Origin of the sequence: Methylicorpusculum sp., assembly GCF_030651835.1 — a bacterium.
Classification (GTDB): Bacteria; Pseudomonadota; Gammaproteobacteria; order Methylococcales; family Methylomonadaceae; genus Methylicorpusculum.
Genome location: NZ_JAUSBX010000013.1, coordinates 1 through 16434 on the forward strand (window position 1 = coordinate 1; position 16434 = coordinate 16434).

Consider the following 16434-nt stretch of genomic DNA (forward strand, 5'->3'; position numbering starts at 1 on the left):
GCTATGGCTCAAACTTTGATATTCTCTCATTTTCGATTCTCCTATCTTTTGGTCGAGATAAGAGCATCGTTGCGACCGCCTTATAGGTCAAACCTTTGAGAGTCCCCCGGCATAGCCGGGGGTTTACCAATATTAATTAAAGCGTCTTATGAGCCAGCAATAGATGAGCCCGCTTTGGATTTGGGCACTTATACTCATCCGGCCGGAGGCAAAACCTTATCATTGTTCGGCGGCGCCGGCAGCGGCAGTTATCGAGGACCGGGTGATTCGCCGAAGGTCATCTGGACGGTTGGCGACCGTGGGCCGAATTTTACCTGCGCCGATGCGGCATCGGTCTTGGGTCTGACCGCTACTATTGCCTGTCCCGCCGATAAAGGCATTGCGGCCGGTGTCGGCAGAATTTATCCGCGTCCCGATTATGCCCCCAGTATTTACAAGTTGAGCATGAAAAAGGATGGCTTGTTGAAAGTGCTCGAAGTGATTCCGTTGCGTAAATCGGACGGAACACCGATCAATGGCTTGTTGAATCCGCAAACCACTGGTACGACCGAAATACCACGCGACGGAGCGGGCAACGTGCTTAAACAGGATGCCAGCGCAATTGATGCCGAAGCCTTGGTTCGCTTGCCGCATTTCGGCGGGCGGTTTTTCATCGGTGAAGAGAATGCGACAGGTCTGGTAGAAGTCGCATCAGACGGGCGCATTTTAAAACGCTTCGTACCGGCCGGCACCGAGGCCGAATATACTCATCCGATTGAAGGCATGCCGGCTGGTTATCCGGTCGAAGGATCCTTGCCGGAATTGTTGGCCAAGCGCCGCATCAATCGCGGTATCGAATCGCTGACGGTTTCGCCCGACTTCCAATTTCTGTACTTCATCGTGCAAAGTCCGCTCGATAATCCGAATACATCGGTGCGCGATACGCCGAACATTCGCCTCTACAAAGCGCGTCTGAAGGCCCATCCCAAGGGTTCGACGATCGAGATCGTCGGTGAGTGGGTCTATCAACTCGATCCGGTAACGACCTTGCAAGGTGTCGGTGTAACCGATGCCAAACAGGTTCGCGATCTCCGTCTCAGCGAAATGATGTGGCTCGATAAAGAGCGTTTTCTGGTGATCGAACGAACCGACGAAGCGACCGCGTTATTCGAGATCGATCTGAAAGGCGCGACCAATGTCGCGGGTTCCAAATGGGACGATCCGGCGACCTTGCCAACGCTTGAGCAATATCCGAATTTGCCGGCGATTGGCGTTAAGCCGGTCCGGAAAAAACTCCGCTTTATTGCTTCATCGCTCGATGGCGCCGATCCGCAATTCGCCGAGAAGCTGGAAGGACTGGGGTTGACCAACCGCAACAAGTTGATTCTGATCAATGATGACGATTTCGGTATAACTGGCCAACGAATCCGCGTCGATGTAGTCAAAGGCGCCGGTTTCGGCCGCTAAACCGGTCAACGCTATGCCTAAGCCCATTCGGTGTCCTTTGCCGAGTGGGCTTTTCCCATTTTAGGCCCTGATGTTAAACATCGACATCGCGCACTTCGAAACAGAATTGCGCTGTTACCCCTCTAATCGAAAAAACGTCCGGTTTCATGAAAGGGCGGGGTGAATGGCGAGCATGTCGGTAGCATGGAGGCTGCCGTCAAGCCCCCGGAAGGGTATGGGTTTGATCTTAATAAGGGCAGGTGGATAATTCCAAGTGAAATAGTCAAAATCAAATTGATTTAGGGCAATCGCGTTGGCTCTTCCCTTCCACTAAAAGAGATAAACTATTGGTCATGCGCTGAATAAAAATGAAGCCTTATTCCCAATTCCGGCTTTCACGGCTCATGCATTGCGCCGAATAGCGTTGGGCCATATGAACCAGCCTGGGCGTTTCGAGGCTGATCGTGTCAAACAATACTCAATCACAGCAAGAGTGGATTCACCGCTTCATAGAGCTATCTCTAAATGCAAAAATCTCATAAATTAATATATTTCTCCATTTTAATGCTACTCAGCATGGCTACCCGGGGTGAAGTAACGGATGACAGACTGATGATAGGTTCATTTTCATCAGGATTACTCGATAACTGGGAGGCCAAAGAATTTAAAGGACAAACCCGGTATCAATTAGTCGATCTTCATGGAACCCAAGTATTAAAAGCCGAAAGCATTGGCAGCGCCTCAGGGCTTTTTAATGAGCAGCGCATTGATTTGCAAAAAACACCGGTTATGAACTGGCGCTGGCATATTGAAAATCGGCTCGGCAAAGACATCAATGAGCAGGTCAAATCCGGCGACGATTATGCGGCTAGAGTGTATGTTGTCGTCAGTGGTGGCCCTGCTTTCTGGCAAACCAAGGCCATCAATTATGTTTGGTCAAGGACCATGCCGGTCGGCAAAGTCTGGCCCAACGCCTATGCCCAATCAGGTCTTAACGGGAAATTAATCATGATTGCACTGAGATCATCAGATGATCAAACGGGTACTTGGTATTCAGAAAAACGCAATATTTATGATGACCTTAAACACGAATTTGGAGAGGATATACATTACCTTGATGCTGTTGCCATCATGTCTGATAGCGATGATTCCCAGGGTAAAGTAACGGCTTATTACGGTGATATTTACTTTAGTAAAAACTGATTAAATAAGCTCGAAACATAACTTGATCCGGAGCAGACCGATTTTCCGGCGCTAGCCTACCAAAGGTTCAGGTACGCGTGTCAATGAACAGGATAGTCTGACTTTACCGTATTAATGCGGCGTCTCTGTATTTAAAAACCGATTCCACCCTTTGATCCTGTGGTGAAAAAAAGAATACACCAAAAACTGAATAGAGAACATTTGTCACTTTTGGTAGCGATAGCCGCCTAAACGTATACCTCGATAGTGTTAAATTTTGCGTGAGCTCATTGATTCTGAGGTCCGATAATGCGAATAGCTAGACTGACTTTCGCCATGCCTTTGATGATAATGGGCTCAAGATTAGGGTGTGGTCTAAGCTGTTCTTTGTCATTCACAGATCAATTTATTGCAAAGAATGAAAACCGATCAGATTTCCCTCGGTATCGAAGATTAATGCAATAAATCCCTATTCACCGAATCATTCAATCGACCCAAATGAGAAATTCAAAGCTTTGTGATCAATGATCGCAGGGATTCAATGAACTGCAATTCAGAGCCAAGTATGTGGCTGGCGCTCACGCTCGCCCGGAATGCGCGCCGCCAGCGAATGATCTCCGACCTTAGGCCCTAAAATCGACTTGCCAGGTTGAATCGACTGCAAGGGAAGCCCAAGCGAACAATCCGCTTGGGCCTCGATCTTTCAAAGCAGTGTTACTTGGGTACCGGCAATGTTCCGGCATCGGTCCGGGTGGTGAAATAACCTTCCAAGCCACCGACGGTCACGTGCGTGCGTCTGACTGACAAAGCCGGACGATTGGATACGTGACGCATTTGTAAGGCTTGCCAGGGCTGCAAGGTTCCGGGCGCGCTGGTCCATTCTGCCCAATCGCCCCACAAACCGTATTCACCGACGAAAATTCGGTACTCCGCCTTCGGGCCGCACTTGATGTCTGTCGGCAAATTGAAGCCGGTCGGCGTTACCACCTCAGACTCGATCAAGGTGTTGCCGGGTACGTTGACTTGCGTACCGAAATCAAATGCATCCGGTGTCGTACTGGCCTCGGCGGTCAAGGTCCGGAATACGGCTGTCGTCCGGCTGGCGCCGCTGGGCAGACCGACGGTGACCACGGTTTCCACGGCATCACCGACGATGTCGGCACTGAGGTGACGGACGCGCACGTTCTGACCCGCTTCAATGTTGGTGGCTTCGTTGTAGGATGCGTTGAGGAATGATCCGCATCGATCGAGATGCCTGAAAGAATAACTTTATGCTGATCCCGATTTTTCTTTTAGGGTAACTACTCGCCCGCTTGAAATAGAAGGTGTAGGTGATTGATTGAAAAGGCTTCTGCAACAGGGATGTTGCAGAGAGCTACAAGGATGTATTCATTCGTCCTTTGAAATCAAGCACCTACACCCAATAAAATAGGAAGGGGTGAGCAGATACCTTTTAGGTTTCGTAGGCTTACGCAAAAAAAGCGCAATCTGATTTGGTTGAGGCCTTGGTCAACTGGCATTATCGGATTCATCGGGAGTTCAGGGGGATTGAATGGCTCCGAGCGAATTGGTTCACAAGGAAATTCAATAGTCAGGCCTGTTCACGGCGATATTACTAATCATTACATTGCCCTTAGTTGGTTTCCACATCGCAGGCTTCACACTGTATCAACATCCTGATCACCAACAGTAAACCTCGTTAGCTGTTGGTGAACTTCTCCTAAACGACATCTAAAAAAATGATATCAGTTGATTCTTGAAAAGAATTGAATGTTGTCATAAAGCTGCAATATTTTAGCTTCATGATTGTTAGAAAGACGATGTCAAATTATTGACTGAAATTTACGCTCGTTATGAAATCCCTCGAAGCTAGTCATCAATTTGTTGACGAGTTGAACAGCAATACCTTGAAGTTAAAGCCATCGCAATGGATCGGCAGGCACTAGGGTATGCCACGTTCCCACTATCAGATCGGTGAATACGGTATGAATTTTATTGTTAGGATTTGCAAACAATATCATCCCAATTTATCAACATATCGCCCCTACAATTGAATCAGGTATAGCCCTATACTTACTTCCCGAAACAATGAGCCTTGAAGCGGCGAGACCAACACCTAAATAGTGTCTGAAAGAAAACTCAATTTTTTATAATTTCGCCGTTGCTTTGATGACGATTTTCCGGGAATTTTGCCTTCAGATCGAACGCTCAGACACGCTGATTGCGTCTAATTGAGAAACATTCCTATTTGCGCCGATTTCAGGGTGCAACTTTCCTGGTACACCTTTCATTTGTTGTCCCTCGGCCTGATGTTTAGGCGGCTTTTTGGTAAGGTCCTCGTCGTCGATTCGCTTGTTGTTGGGCTTGTTCGCGGAGAACGGCACCCAGACGTTGGATATTGCGCGCCACAATGGCGAGGGCAACATAACGCTTGAAACTGTCTATACCGTGATCAGGGCATTGATCCAGGCCATGAACGCCCAAAGCATTTATGGCCGATTCCACGGCGGAGTGCTGCCGGCGCAGACGAATGAACTCCGGGGCCGATTCGTGGGCTTTATCGGCTTCAGACCGTCGGCCTTTCTTGGGCAGCACTACGGTCTTCAGCAGTTCTTTAAGTTGTGCCTGATTGCTTGGACTGTGGAAGCCTTTGTCCATGCTAACGGCATCGAGCGCGGTAAAGCGTGCTTGCGTTTGCTTGATGAGAGGCACGGCGATTTGATCGTCCGTGGTTTTTTCCATGACTTGATGATGCAGGATAAAGCGATAGTGATCTTCCACGACACAGACCCGCAAACCTAACTCGACCTGCACGCCTGCTTTGCCTTTGCTGATCCACTCGGTATGAGGCTGGATGTCCGGCGTCAATTATCTTTACCGGTTTGACGTCAATTATCCTGGCCGGTTTTAGTTAAAAATAATGGTCATTTTTTTAGGCTCTGTTTTTTCCGATAGCTTTCTCCTTCTATTTCAATAATGGTGGCATGGTGGATAATGCGATCAATCGCCGCAACGGTCATCATGGTGTCTGGAAAGATGTGATCCCATTGACTGAAGGGTTGGTTTGAGGTGATGATCAAGCTGCCGCTTTCATAACGATGGGCGATGAATTCAAACAGCACTTGGGTTTCCGCATCGGTTTTTTTGACATAGCCGATATCATCCACAATCAGTACCTGATATTTATCCAGACGCGTCATGGCCGTCATTAAGTCCAGATCTCGCTTGGCTTGCTGTAAGCTTTGAACAAGCGCCACGGCTGAGAACCATTTTACCCGGACGTTTTGGTCGATTAACTGACCGGCAATGGCCGCGGCAATATGCGATTTACCCACCCCTGACGGGCCGATCAATAAGACATTGCCGGCCCGATGTGCCCAGTCCGTATGCTCTTTCAAAGCTACAATCTGCTGTTGCACGACGGCACTGAGTTCTGCCAGGTTCAAGTTGGCAAAACGCTTCCCCGCCGGTAAGCCTGCTTCTCGGGTCCATTTTTGCACCCGTTTTTGATAACGATCCGCCACTTCCTGTTCACACAGCCCCGATAAATACCGGACATGGCCATAGGCCTTGGCAAGCGCCTCTTCTTGATGGCTTTGATAATGCCGACTAAAGGCAGGTAGCTTCAGTTCTTTGAGTAACAAGTCGATGGTTTCAGGCATGACCTACCGCCGGTTGATGCCAGTTACCCTGAAGTAGATGGTCATAGCTGCTTAAGTCATGTTGCCGTGCAGGGATCGTCGGAACGGGCTGTTCACCTAAGTAACGTTCTTGCAACACCTTCAGCGTAGGCAGCGGTTGCTGTTTGTCGACAGTTGCGAGTAACTCATGACCTAACCGTTCTTCGCAATCATGATCCATGGCGATTCTAAGCACACCCACCATCCATTTACACGCATCTCTACAATCAAATTGTTGATCACTGTGTTGCCATAACTGGCGATAAACGTCCGTGGGTAATAAGTCATCTCGAAATTGCAAAAACCGGAAGGCCTGCGGTTTGGCCGATAGGCTATGAATCAAGTGACGATAATCAATGCGTCGGGTGCGTTCTTGCCCAGCTTTCGGGTAAATACGGGGCAACGTCGTGGTTAGGACTTGGCCGACAAATAAGGCCAAGCGATCATGATACACATGCACTCGGACATGCTCGCCAATCAGTCGTGAAGGCACGGTATAGAGCACGCGTTTAATGTCTAAGGTACTGCTGCGCGTGACCTTCAGGCTGAGTTCGCTATAGTCCATAAAGCGCTCGCCCGGTAAGGGTTGTAACGCTAGCTGCTCTTCTGTGAAGCGCGCCTGGCAACGTTTATTTAACCGTCCAGTCACTTGTGCAAGAAAGGCTTGATAGTCTTTGATCGCGTCAAAATCACAACTGCCTCTGAGTTTTAATGCTTGATCCAGACGGTGCTTAAACGAACCATGGGCACATTCAATCGCGCCGTTTTCATGGCTCACGCCGCGATTATTTCGGGTCGCTTGGACATGATAATGCTGACACAACGCCTCATAAGCTTGGGTGAGTGTTTGCTCTTCAACCTGATTTTTAAACGCCGCACTTAAACTGTCGGTGCGATGTTCAAGCGGGCTGCCGCCCGCCAGCATTAGCGCAGACTGCAGGCCATCCGCCAAGGCCGAATAACTTTCCCCGCCCAATACGACCTGGACATAACGCCAGCCACTATAGGCAAATCGGAACTGGTACAAAAGATGAGTAAAGTCTTTGCCCTGAATAGTGATGGCCGTATTCGGATGACTGAAGTCCGATAAGCCTTGCTGACCGGCCGGCATAGACTGGCGAAAGATAACGACTTTATCGGGTCCCTGGGTCGCTTTCCACTGTTTTACCCGACGCTGTAGGGTGCGCAAGACACTGTAAGGAAATTGACCCGCACGTTCATCTTCCAGGAATTCCCACAGCGTTAAGCCGGTGAGTTGAGGCTCTTTTTCTAACAGCGGCACCAACTCCTTTTCCCAGACAGTCTCGAACGGGTCTTCGCGTGTGCGCCAATGGCGTTCACCGGGAATCGATAGTCGCTGATCTTTTTCTATTCTGCGGCCGGAACGTTCAGATATAGCAGCCTGTGCTGCTGCGGCTTCTTGGCTTTGTCCTCGTTGACGTTTGCTCATATATAAACTCTCTTGATGTCGAGTGATACGTTTTCCAGGCAAGGGTTTGACTCCAAATAAATTGAAATCCACCGTTGTCCTAGGTATTGATCAACCGGTCAAGATAGTTGACGCCAACCGGACAGGATAATTGTCGCCGAACACTGGAAGAGCGAGAAGACTTTCTCTGCATGGGGGATGCTTTCGCCGAGCAGGACTCGGCGACGAATCTGGTCAATCTGCCGATCAGCATGGCTCAGGTAGGTATCGAGATCCGTCAGGTCCTGGGCCGGAACGCCTTGCGCAGAATGCAGGGCTCCCCGGGTAGCGCGGGCTCGTTGCACCAGGCGTTCGGCTTGATCAATATAGGTCTGATAGGCGTCGTTAATCTGGGTTTGCTTGGCCTCACGTTTGGCTTCATCTTGGGACGTGGAATGCCTGAGCTTCTGAATGACGCGGTAGTCTTTCTTGAGGCTGCGCAGCAGATAAGCGCTCTGGCGCCATTCGGTCAAACCAGAAGACGCGCAGAGTTCGGCACACCCTTGAACGGCCTTACGGAGGGCATCCCACAGCAGGTTGATATCGGTCGGAAAATGGACGTCCGTCTTGACAACAAACGAGTCACAGCGAGCTTTTAGGCTTTCTTCGGGATTTTTTTTTAACGTCTGGTGTCCGGCACGCACCACTTCCTGATTGATGCGGTCCAGGATCTCGGGGGTGAATAAGCGGAGGTTGTCCTTGATGGTTTGTAATTCATAGCGGTTCTCGTCCAGCCAATCACTGTGCCCTAGCATCTGCCGGATTGTCGCATGCTGGTTGGCCAATTCTTGAATGCGGTCGTAATCGGCATTCAGGCCTAACCGCAGCACACCCAGCACCAGGATCTTCCACTGCTCCATACCGGGACGTCCGGTTGTTGCGCAGGCCTTGCCTTGCGCACCCACTCGCTCGGGCAGCACCTCTTCGAGAATGGTGAAGACGCGTTCGCGCAAGGCCGGTTCGGTGTAGATATATTGCAAGCCACGCAATAATTGAGGAATATCGTCACGCGATTTAGGGTCGATGACAATAGCAGCGATATTCGTTTCGCCAAGTTTCAGTTGAGGCTGGATGACTGTGCGCATGGATTTTTCACGTGACGAAGTTTGTGTGGTTTTAGCCACTGACAAGCCTATTTTAGGCGGATAAGTGGTAAAATCGGTGCCAGCACGATAGATCTTGGTGCTTCGTATTAATTATAACATATTGTATTATATGGCATATTTTGATTTTCTTTCAGGCACTAAATACATCCATGTAGGCAAAGCCTTTGCCGAACACCCCGTTGCCTCCTTTGGCACTGCCGAAATTTGAAGTGCGGAAGGTATATAAACCCATTTTTTATTCTTTCAGCGATGCCATATCAATGACAAAGCGGTATTTCACGTCGTTTTTAACCAAACGGTCATAGGCTTCATTTATTTTTTGGATGGGGATGAGTTCAATGTCGGCTGTGATGTTGTGCTCGCCGCAAAAATCCAGCATCTCTTGCGTTTCTTTAATGCCGCCAATCAGCGAACCATTAAAGTTGCGCCGTCCAAAAATAAGGCTGCCGACTTGCAGGGCAAGCGGTTCCGGAGGCACACCGACTTGGGTGAGGGTGCCGTCGCGTTTCAGTAAAAGCAGATAGGCGTTGATGTCGTGCTGCGCCGATACCGTGTCGAGTATGAAATGAAAACTGTTGAGGTGTTTTTTCATCGCGTCTTCGTCATTGGAATTGACGACTTCATCGGCACCCAGTCGTAAAGCATCTTTAACTTTGCCGGGCGAATGAGTGAATACCACAACATGCGCGCCCAAGGCTTTTGCCAACTTCACGCCCATGTGCCCCAGACCTCCGAGCCCGACAACACCGACCTTTTGGCCTTGGCCGACGTTATTATGGCGCAGTGGGGAATAAGTGGTGATACCGGCACACAATAGCGGCGCTGTGGCGGAAAGATCCAGATTTTCCGGGATGTGCAACACAAAGGCCTCATCCACCACTACATTTTCGGAGTAGCCGCCATAGGTCAGGCCGCCACTATGTTTGTCCGGGGAGTTGTACGTGAAAATCGGGCCTTGTTCGCAGAATTGTTCAAGGTCATCTTCGCAATTTTCACAAGTCCGGCAGGAATCGACCAAACAGCCCACACCCGCAAGGTCGCCTTCCTTAAATTTACTGACTTGGGCGCCAACTTTTGTAACACGGCCGATAATTTCGTGACCGGGTACACAAGGATAGGTGGTGCCTTGCCATTCGTTACGGGCAATATGAAGATCCGAATGGCAGACGCCGCAATATAAAATCTCGATTTGCACATCATGCGCAGTGGGGTCGCGGCGTTGAATTACAAAGGGTGCGAGTGGCGACGTAGCGTTTTGGACTGCGTAAGCATTAATTTTCATAATAGTAGCCAGGGTTTGTGGTGATACTTATGGAAGTTGTCTTTAAGAAAACTCTGAGCACGTTAGTTGATGACGCATTAATTAAAAAGGTAATTATTCAGGGAAGGTTCGATGTTGGGTTAAGCTCTTCGAGCTAACCCAACCTACCCGGTCTCCATCACATTCATTTTGTTGTTCCGTTGAACAATTAATCAAAAAGTTATCGTGGAAATTGGGTGGTCGAAGGGGCCTGGTCAGGGTTTTGTTAAGGTAACTAAAAAACAGTTTGGTGGCAAGATAGTGCGCGCTTAGCGCAAAAATGCGTAATACGCTGTTTTTCTGGTTAGAGCTTACTTGAATTTATCTACGGTATTGCTGATGCCTGTTTTAAGGTCATCCCAGGTAGTATCAGCGGTTTCTTTGAGCGATTCCAATGCATCGCCACTGGATTCTTCCAATTCTTTCAGTTTCTCAGCAGCGGCTTTTTGTTTGACGTGTAACGCATCGAGTTCTTCAATGTATTGAAGGTTGACGTCGTCGGCAACGCATTTTGCCTCGGCGGTTAGGCTGTCAATCTGGGCACTCCACTCTTTTAGTTCTGAAGCCTTGCATTCAATATATTCATCTTTAGTTTTCATGATTATCGCTGTTTAAGTTGAGTGCTGCTATCGCCTTGGTTCAAAACGTTATTGAATAAAGGCAATAGCAGGCAAAGATAAATTACGCCTAGCGTGGTTTTATATTACCTTCACTGTCAGACAAGATAATTTCAACGCGTCGATTCATTTGTCGACCTCCAGGGCTGTCGTTGCCGGCAATGGGTAAACCTTTGCCATAACCACGCGCACTGATTCGGTCTCTGCTTATACCTGCGCTGACCAGGGCGTTTTCCACTGCAGAAGCACGACGTTCAGACAGATCCTGATTATATTCATCAGAACCACGGCTGTCGGTATGACCTTCAACCGATACCTTATAGGTTGGGTATTGGTTCATGAAATCAGCCAGCTTGTACACATTACGCATGCCACCTGATTTCAGTTGCGCCTTGGCGGTACTGAACAGGACATCGCCGAGTGTGATCATCATGCCGCGCTCGGTTTGCTTGGCATTTAACTCGTTGAGCAGCCTTTGCTGTTCTTCCTTTAGCGCACCGATTTTCTGATGAGCAGCGTCGGCTTCCGCCGTTCTTGCATCAAGGCGTACTTGGGTGCGTTTGGACTCTGCATTGGTGACGGCTATTTCAGCCGTTTTTCGCTTGGCAGTTTCTTCTGCGATGGCTACTCGCTGTTTGGTTAAATAAGCCAGATGGTTGACAGTGTCATCGTCTTTGCCCTCGTTTGAGGCAAAGTCTGCTTTACTCAAAGTGTCGCCGGCATCTTTTAATTCCAGCGGTGCCAGAGTCGTTACTTCGGGATTGGTGCGGGCTGTGTTGTAACTGTTTCGCGCATCTAACAGTGATTGGGTAGGTACGGTACTACAGCCGGAAATAATCGCTAAAGCGATTAAAGTCATTGGTAAATATAGAATTTTTTGCATGATGAACTCCATTTAATAATTACGGGGCATTACGGTCGATTTCTTGGCGTAGCACCTTAGTGCCTTCTTTCAATGCGGCTGCCGCTTTTTGTGCCTTGGCTGCACGGGCCTTGGCTGCCGCTAATTGGGCGTCGACCTGCGCTTGTTCTGATAATTGCCGGGCGAGTTCATACTCTTTATCTCTCATGGCCTGCTCGGCTGCGTCCATTTTTTCCATCGCTGACCTGAGCGGTAATGGAGCATACTCATTGCCTCCCGCGCTGTTGGCGTTGTTAACAGCTGCCTTTGAAACAGCCATTTGTTCTGTCGGCGGAATGCCTGCACAACCGGCGATGAAGACGGCAACAGTTGCCGATAGGCCGATGCTGCGCATCATTTGAGCCGATTTAAAGCGGTTAGTTATTTTCATGATTTTTATTCCTTGAGTTAAACGGCGAACACAATCGTCACGATGAACACTTATTTCAATGGCAACGACTTCCACTTTTTACATTAAAAATTCGTGGAACCTATTTGGGAACAAACGGTTTTGAGAATTATCGTTATTTATTAGACGCCATTTAAAAGCGATTGACAGTTCGCTAACGTACATAAGCCTTATCTTGGGAAGATTGAACGGAATGAAGAGATTTACTGCTGTGTGCAGGCGCGGGCCATGCCCGTTAACAAGCCCATAAAGGAGCGGGGAACCCGCTCTTACACTATTCTGTGAGTAACCGAACGGCTTAAACTTCTTGGGATTTGACTTCAGCAATCATCGTGCCGGTTACGTCCCTGCCGGTGCCGCGATAGCCGGTAAAACGGCCGGATGGGTCGAACATCGGTTCTCCGCTGACCATCAAATATTGCGGAGTGCCCTCGGGACTTGACCTGCTGTACACAAAATCCAGGAAGGGGCGTCTGGCCTCCAGATAAGCTTCAAGTAATTCTCGCTCGGTTTCATTCCAGACGGCGCCCTGGTCATCACGGGATTGGGTCAAGGTATCGTCGACCCGGATGCCGAGCATATCAAGTACCGGGCCATACATTTTAGTGAAATGCCCGTTTTCGTCCTGTTCCCAATACCAGTCGGACGACAATTCAGTCAAGCGGCGATAACGCGCTTCACTTTCACGAAGTTGGGCGGTGCGTTCCAGTACCGTTTTTTCCAACAGTTGATTTTGTAGTTCGAGTGTTGTGTACAGCAACCGCACTTCCAGCATGTTATGAATGCGGGTCTGTATTTCGATCAGATCAAACGGTTTGGCGACGAAATCTTTGGCTCCTGCGGTAAGTGCTCGCAGTTTATGGTCCGGTTGGGCGGTGATCACAATGACCGGTAGATAGCCGTCTGTTTCTATTTCCTTAAGGCCTTCAATAACCTGGAAGCCGTCCATGACCGGCATGAGCAGATCCAGCAGGATCAGGTCAAAACGAATTTTGCGATGCAGTGTGCAGACGGTCGTGGGATCGGTAGTGGTTGCAATGCAGCTATAACCTGCGTCACGCAGCATTTCCACCAGTAAAACTACATTGGCTTGCTGATCATCAACGATCAGAATGCTGGCGTTAAAAATGTCTTTTTTGCTAATCATTAGTTTTGTCCGGTTTCATGGAGGTCTTTTAACGTACCGCTGTAGTCCATTTCTGCAAATTGTAGTGCATCATCCAGGGCACACATGAATTCATTAATCTTGATCGGTTTGGTGAGATACCTGAAAAAGCCTGCTGCCAGTCCTTTCTCAATATCGCGGGGCATCGCATTGGCACTGAGGGCGACGACCGGAATGTGCGCCGTTATCGGATCTTCATGCAGGATTTTCAGTGCTTTGAGACCGCTGATACCCGGCAGATTGATGTCCATTAAAATCACATCGGGAAGGTGGCTTTTGGCAAGCGCTATCCCGAGAGTTGCATTACGTGCACTTAACATCTGTAAATGAGGAAGGCTCTCAATGATTTGTTCAACCAGCATCAGGTTGGCTGGATTGTCCTCGACATAAAGCAAGGTTCGCAACTCGCCATGTGCTTGAGTTTTTGGTGCCAATAAGTCTTTAAGCAGGCTTTGAGTCCCAGTAAAAGGAGAGCTGTCATCACGAATCAGTTCAATCCAGAATACACTACCGACTCCCATCTTGCTTTCCACCCCGATATTACCGCCCATCAACTCGACCAGTTGTTTGGTGACCACGAGACCAATACCGGTACCCTCCATGTTCCCATTCTCCTGGCCCAAGCGATTGAACGGCTGAAATAGCTGCTCCAGTTTTTCTTGAGATAAGCCCATGCCGCTGTCGGTAATGCTGATGCGGATTCGATCAGGTGTGTTTGAGCTTAATTTCACTTCAATCGTGCCATGCTCGCAGTTATATTTGATGGCATTGGAAAGCAAATTAATCAGCGCCTGTTTAACCCGAGTTCGATCGGCAAAGATAAATGAAGCGTCAGTAAAAGGCATAATGGTCAAGGTGATGTCGCGTTCTTGCAATTTCGGTTCGATCATGGCCTGGCATTCAATGATCAGATCAATCAGCGACACCGGCTCTTGCGACAATGATAGTTTGCCTGATTCAATCAGCGCGAGATCCAGTATTTCGTTAATCAAATCCAGCAGATACCAGCCGGCTTTAAGAATCTCTTGCAGCCTGATAATTTGAATATCGGTTGGCTTAGGGGAACCTGCCTCCAGCAATTGCGCAAATCCGAGGATGGCATTAAGCGGCGTGCGCAGCTCATGGCTCATTCTGGAAAGAAAATCAGATTTGGCGCGGTTGGCTTTATCTGCAAATAACCTGGCGCTCTGCAGTTCGGTATTCTTATCCTGCAATGCTTCGTTCAGTAGCGTTCGTTCCTCTTCTATCCGCTTGCGCGCGGAATTGTCCGTGCCGATCAGCAGATAACCGATAATTTGATCTTGAGCGTCGAGTAAGGCCGTGACCGACACTACCGCCGGTAAACGGATGCTTTCTTTATGGAGAAAGGTCAGTTCATAGATGTCTTCAATGCCGCGCGAGGCTTTAAATACCAAGGCTTCAAAGCCCGGCATAATGGGCGTTGACAGCTCGGCACTCAATTCCTTGGCTCGGGTAATCAATTCTTGCGGGTCAGAAATTTCGGCCGGTGTGATTTTATTCATGACATCGGCAGCGGCATAACCCAGCATGCGTTCCGCACCGACGTTGAAAATTTGAATGACGCCTTTTACATCGGTGGCAATGATCAAGAAATTGGCACTATTGTAAATCGCATTCTGCAAAGCGCCCGCTTTGATAAGGGTTTCTTCAGCTTGTTTGCGCGCGGTGATGTCTCGTAGGAGGCCGGTGAAGTAACGTTCACCACCCAGCCACATCTCGCTGACCGCAATTTCCATAGGAAAACGGCTGCCATCCTTACGACGCCCCGATACTTCCCGGCCCAAGCCAACGGCACGCGCTTCTTTGCTGGCACTGTAATATTCAAGAGAACCATTACGCTGGTCTTGATCAAGCTCGGGAATGAGCGTACTGAAGTTTTGTCCCATGAGATCTTTGGCGCTATAACCAAACATGTTTTCAGCGGCCGGGTTCACGGTTTCGATAATACCGCCGCGAGCATGGAGGGTGATAATACCGTCCACTACCGTGTTCAGAATCGTCTGTATCATGGCGTTACTGTCGTGCAACGCCTGTTGCGCGGCATACTCTCCGGTGACATCACGAAATACCAACACGGCACCAATAACCTGATTGTCGCGGTCGCGAATGGGGGCGCAACTGTCGGCGATATCGCATTCGCTGCCGTTGCGTGCAATGAGGACCGTGTGGTTAGTCAGGCCCTGAACAGTGCCGTGCGTCAAGGTTTCCATGAGCGGGATGGTTGCAGGTTGGCGGCTTTTTTTATTAATAATGTTAAAAATCTCGTACACCGGTCGACCAGATGCTTCTGCCAGCGACCAGCCGGTGAGCTGTTCGGCCAGAGGATTTAACAGTGTCACACGCGCTTGGGAATCGGTGGCTATCACCGCATCGCCGATCGAGTTGAGTGTCACTGAGAATCCTTCTTCGCTGACCCGCAACTTGAGATTGGTCTGTTGCAGTTGTTTATTCATCGCCTCCTGATTCTCAAGCAAATGATGGGTTTCAAGATGCAATAAATCCTGGGTACGTTGTTGAGATTTGCGATAAATCAACAAGGGAAAACTCAGTGCGAACAGGAGTGTCAATAAGCAGGAGAAAACGATGATGGCAAGCAGATTTCTCATCTTCAGTTGCAAGGCAGCTTCGTCGCCGGTCTGTTCAGATTCTTTTGCCTGTATGAAAGCGCGCACTTCAGTTTGAATGGCATTCATTAACTGCTGGCCTTTGCCGTCGTTAGCCAATGTTAATACCCGCGCCATGTCATTGTTTCGCCTTAATTCAATCATTTCTGACAAGGCCGTTATTTTGGCGTCGATTAACGGTACCAGCGCTTTGAGCGATTTATTGGCAGTAGAAGTGGCGTTAAGTTGCCGCAATTGATCCAGGTGACCTGTGATAGTGTCAAGCACCATCAAATAGGGTTCTAAAAATGTCTCGTTACCGGTTAAAAGATAGCCGCGCTGACCGGTTTCGGCATCTTTTAATTCAGACATCAATGCGTTTGCGCGGAGAATTAATGCGTTGGTATGCCGACGCACTTCAAGTGCGTTTTCGCTTTGTCTAAATGCCCAGAACGACATGCTTACTGTTAGCGCAATGAGCGCTAACAGTAACAATGTGCCAGTAATTGAAACAAGCTTTTGATTAGCTTTCAAGAAATGGCCCCCTACGTCTGATT

The 16434-nt window shown here is 49.0% G+C and carries 11 protein-coding genes and 2 pseudogenes; 2 read left to right on the plus strand and 11 right to left on the minus strand.

Annotated elements, in window-relative coordinates:
- Positions 1-174 precede the first annotated feature (174 nt).
- Both Q7V32_RS01880 and Q7V32_RS01885 read left to right on the plus strand, forming a co-directional pair.
- Positions 175-1446: an esterase-like activity of phytase family protein gene (locus Q7V32_RS01880; protein ID WP_304895296.1), complete on the plus strand. Its 1272-nt coding sequence runs from the start codon at positions 175-177 to the stop codon at positions 1444-1446.
- Between the two features lie 555 nt (positions 1447-2001).
- A complete protein-coding gene (locus tag Q7V32_RS01885) occupies positions 2002-2628 on the plus strand; it encodes a DUF3047 domain-containing protein (RefSeq protein ID WP_304895297.1) in 627 nt (208 codons plus the stop codon).
- Between the two features lie 693 nt (positions 2629-3321).
- Here the strand turns inward: Q7V32_RS01885 and Q7V32_RS01890 are convergent.
- The 11 genes and pseudogenes from Q7V32_RS01890 to Q7V32_RS01940 form a co-directional block, all read right to left on the minus strand.
- On the minus strand, positions 3322-3789 hold the full coding sequence (locus tag Q7V32_RS01890; protein WP_304895298.1) for a hypothetical protein: 468 nt from the start codon (positions 3787-3789) through the stop codon (positions 3322-3324).
- A gap of 1131 nt (positions 3790-4920) precedes the next feature.
- Positions 4921-5460: pseudogene (locus tag Q7V32_RS01895) on the minus strand (transposase); the annotation flags it as partial.
- A 71-nt stretch (positions 5461-5531) separates the two neighbouring features.
- Positions 5532-6269 (minus strand): IS21-like element helper ATPase IstB, encoded by a 738-nt coding sequence (istB, locus tag Q7V32_RS01900; protein ID WP_304895299.1) that lies wholly within the window; start codon positions 6267-6269, stop codon positions 5532-5534.
- A complete protein-coding gene (gene istA, locus Q7V32_RS01905; protein WP_304895300.1) occupies positions 6262-7737 on the minus strand; it encodes an IS21 family transposase in 1476 nt (491 codons plus the stop codon). The genes istB and istA overlap by 8 nt, the downstream gene beginning before the upstream one ends.
- Before the next feature lie 143 nt (positions 7738-7880).
- Positions 7881-8840: pseudogene (locus tag Q7V32_RS01910) on the minus strand (ISNCY family transposase); the annotation flags it as partial.
- Positions 8841-9096: 256 nt separating this feature from the next.
- Positions 9097-10146 (minus strand): NAD(P)-dependent alcohol dehydrogenase, encoded by a 1050-nt coding sequence (locus tag Q7V32_RS01915; protein ID WP_370691401.1) that lies wholly within the window; start codon positions 10144-10146, stop codon positions 9097-9099.
- Positions 10147-10472: 326 nt separating this feature from the next.
- Positions 10473-10760 carry a hypothetical protein gene (locus Q7V32_RS01920; protein WP_304895302.1) on the minus strand — a complete coding sequence of 96 codons (288 nt, stop codon included), beginning with the start codon at positions 10758-10760 and terminating at the stop codon, positions 10473-10475.
- Positions 10761-10848: 88 nt separating this feature from the next.
- Positions 10849-11661 carry an OmpA family protein gene (locus Q7V32_RS01925; protein ID WP_304895303.1) on the minus strand — a complete coding sequence of 271 codons (813 nt, stop codon included), beginning with the start codon at positions 11659-11661 and terminating at the stop codon, positions 10849-10851.
- A gap of 19 nt (positions 11662-11680) precedes the next feature.
- Entirely contained in the window at positions 11681-12070 is a 390-nt protein-coding gene (locus Q7V32_RS01930) for a DUF4398 domain-containing protein (protein WP_304895304.1), read from the minus strand.
- Between the two features lie 316 nt (positions 12071-12386).
- Positions 12387-13235, minus strand: coding sequence for a response regulator (locus Q7V32_RS01935; RefSeq protein ID WP_304895305.1), 849 nt, complete (start codon positions 13233-13235; stop codon positions 12387-12389).
- The gene (locus Q7V32_RS01940) at positions 13235-16411 is read right to left on the minus strand and encodes a PAS domain S-box protein (RefSeq protein ID WP_304895306.1); all 3177 of its coding nucleotides are present in this window, start codon (positions 16409-16411) and stop codon (positions 13235-13237) included. The genes Q7V32_RS01935 and Q7V32_RS01940 overlap by 1 nt, the downstream gene beginning before the upstream one ends.
- Positions 16412-16434 lie beyond the last annotated feature (23 nt).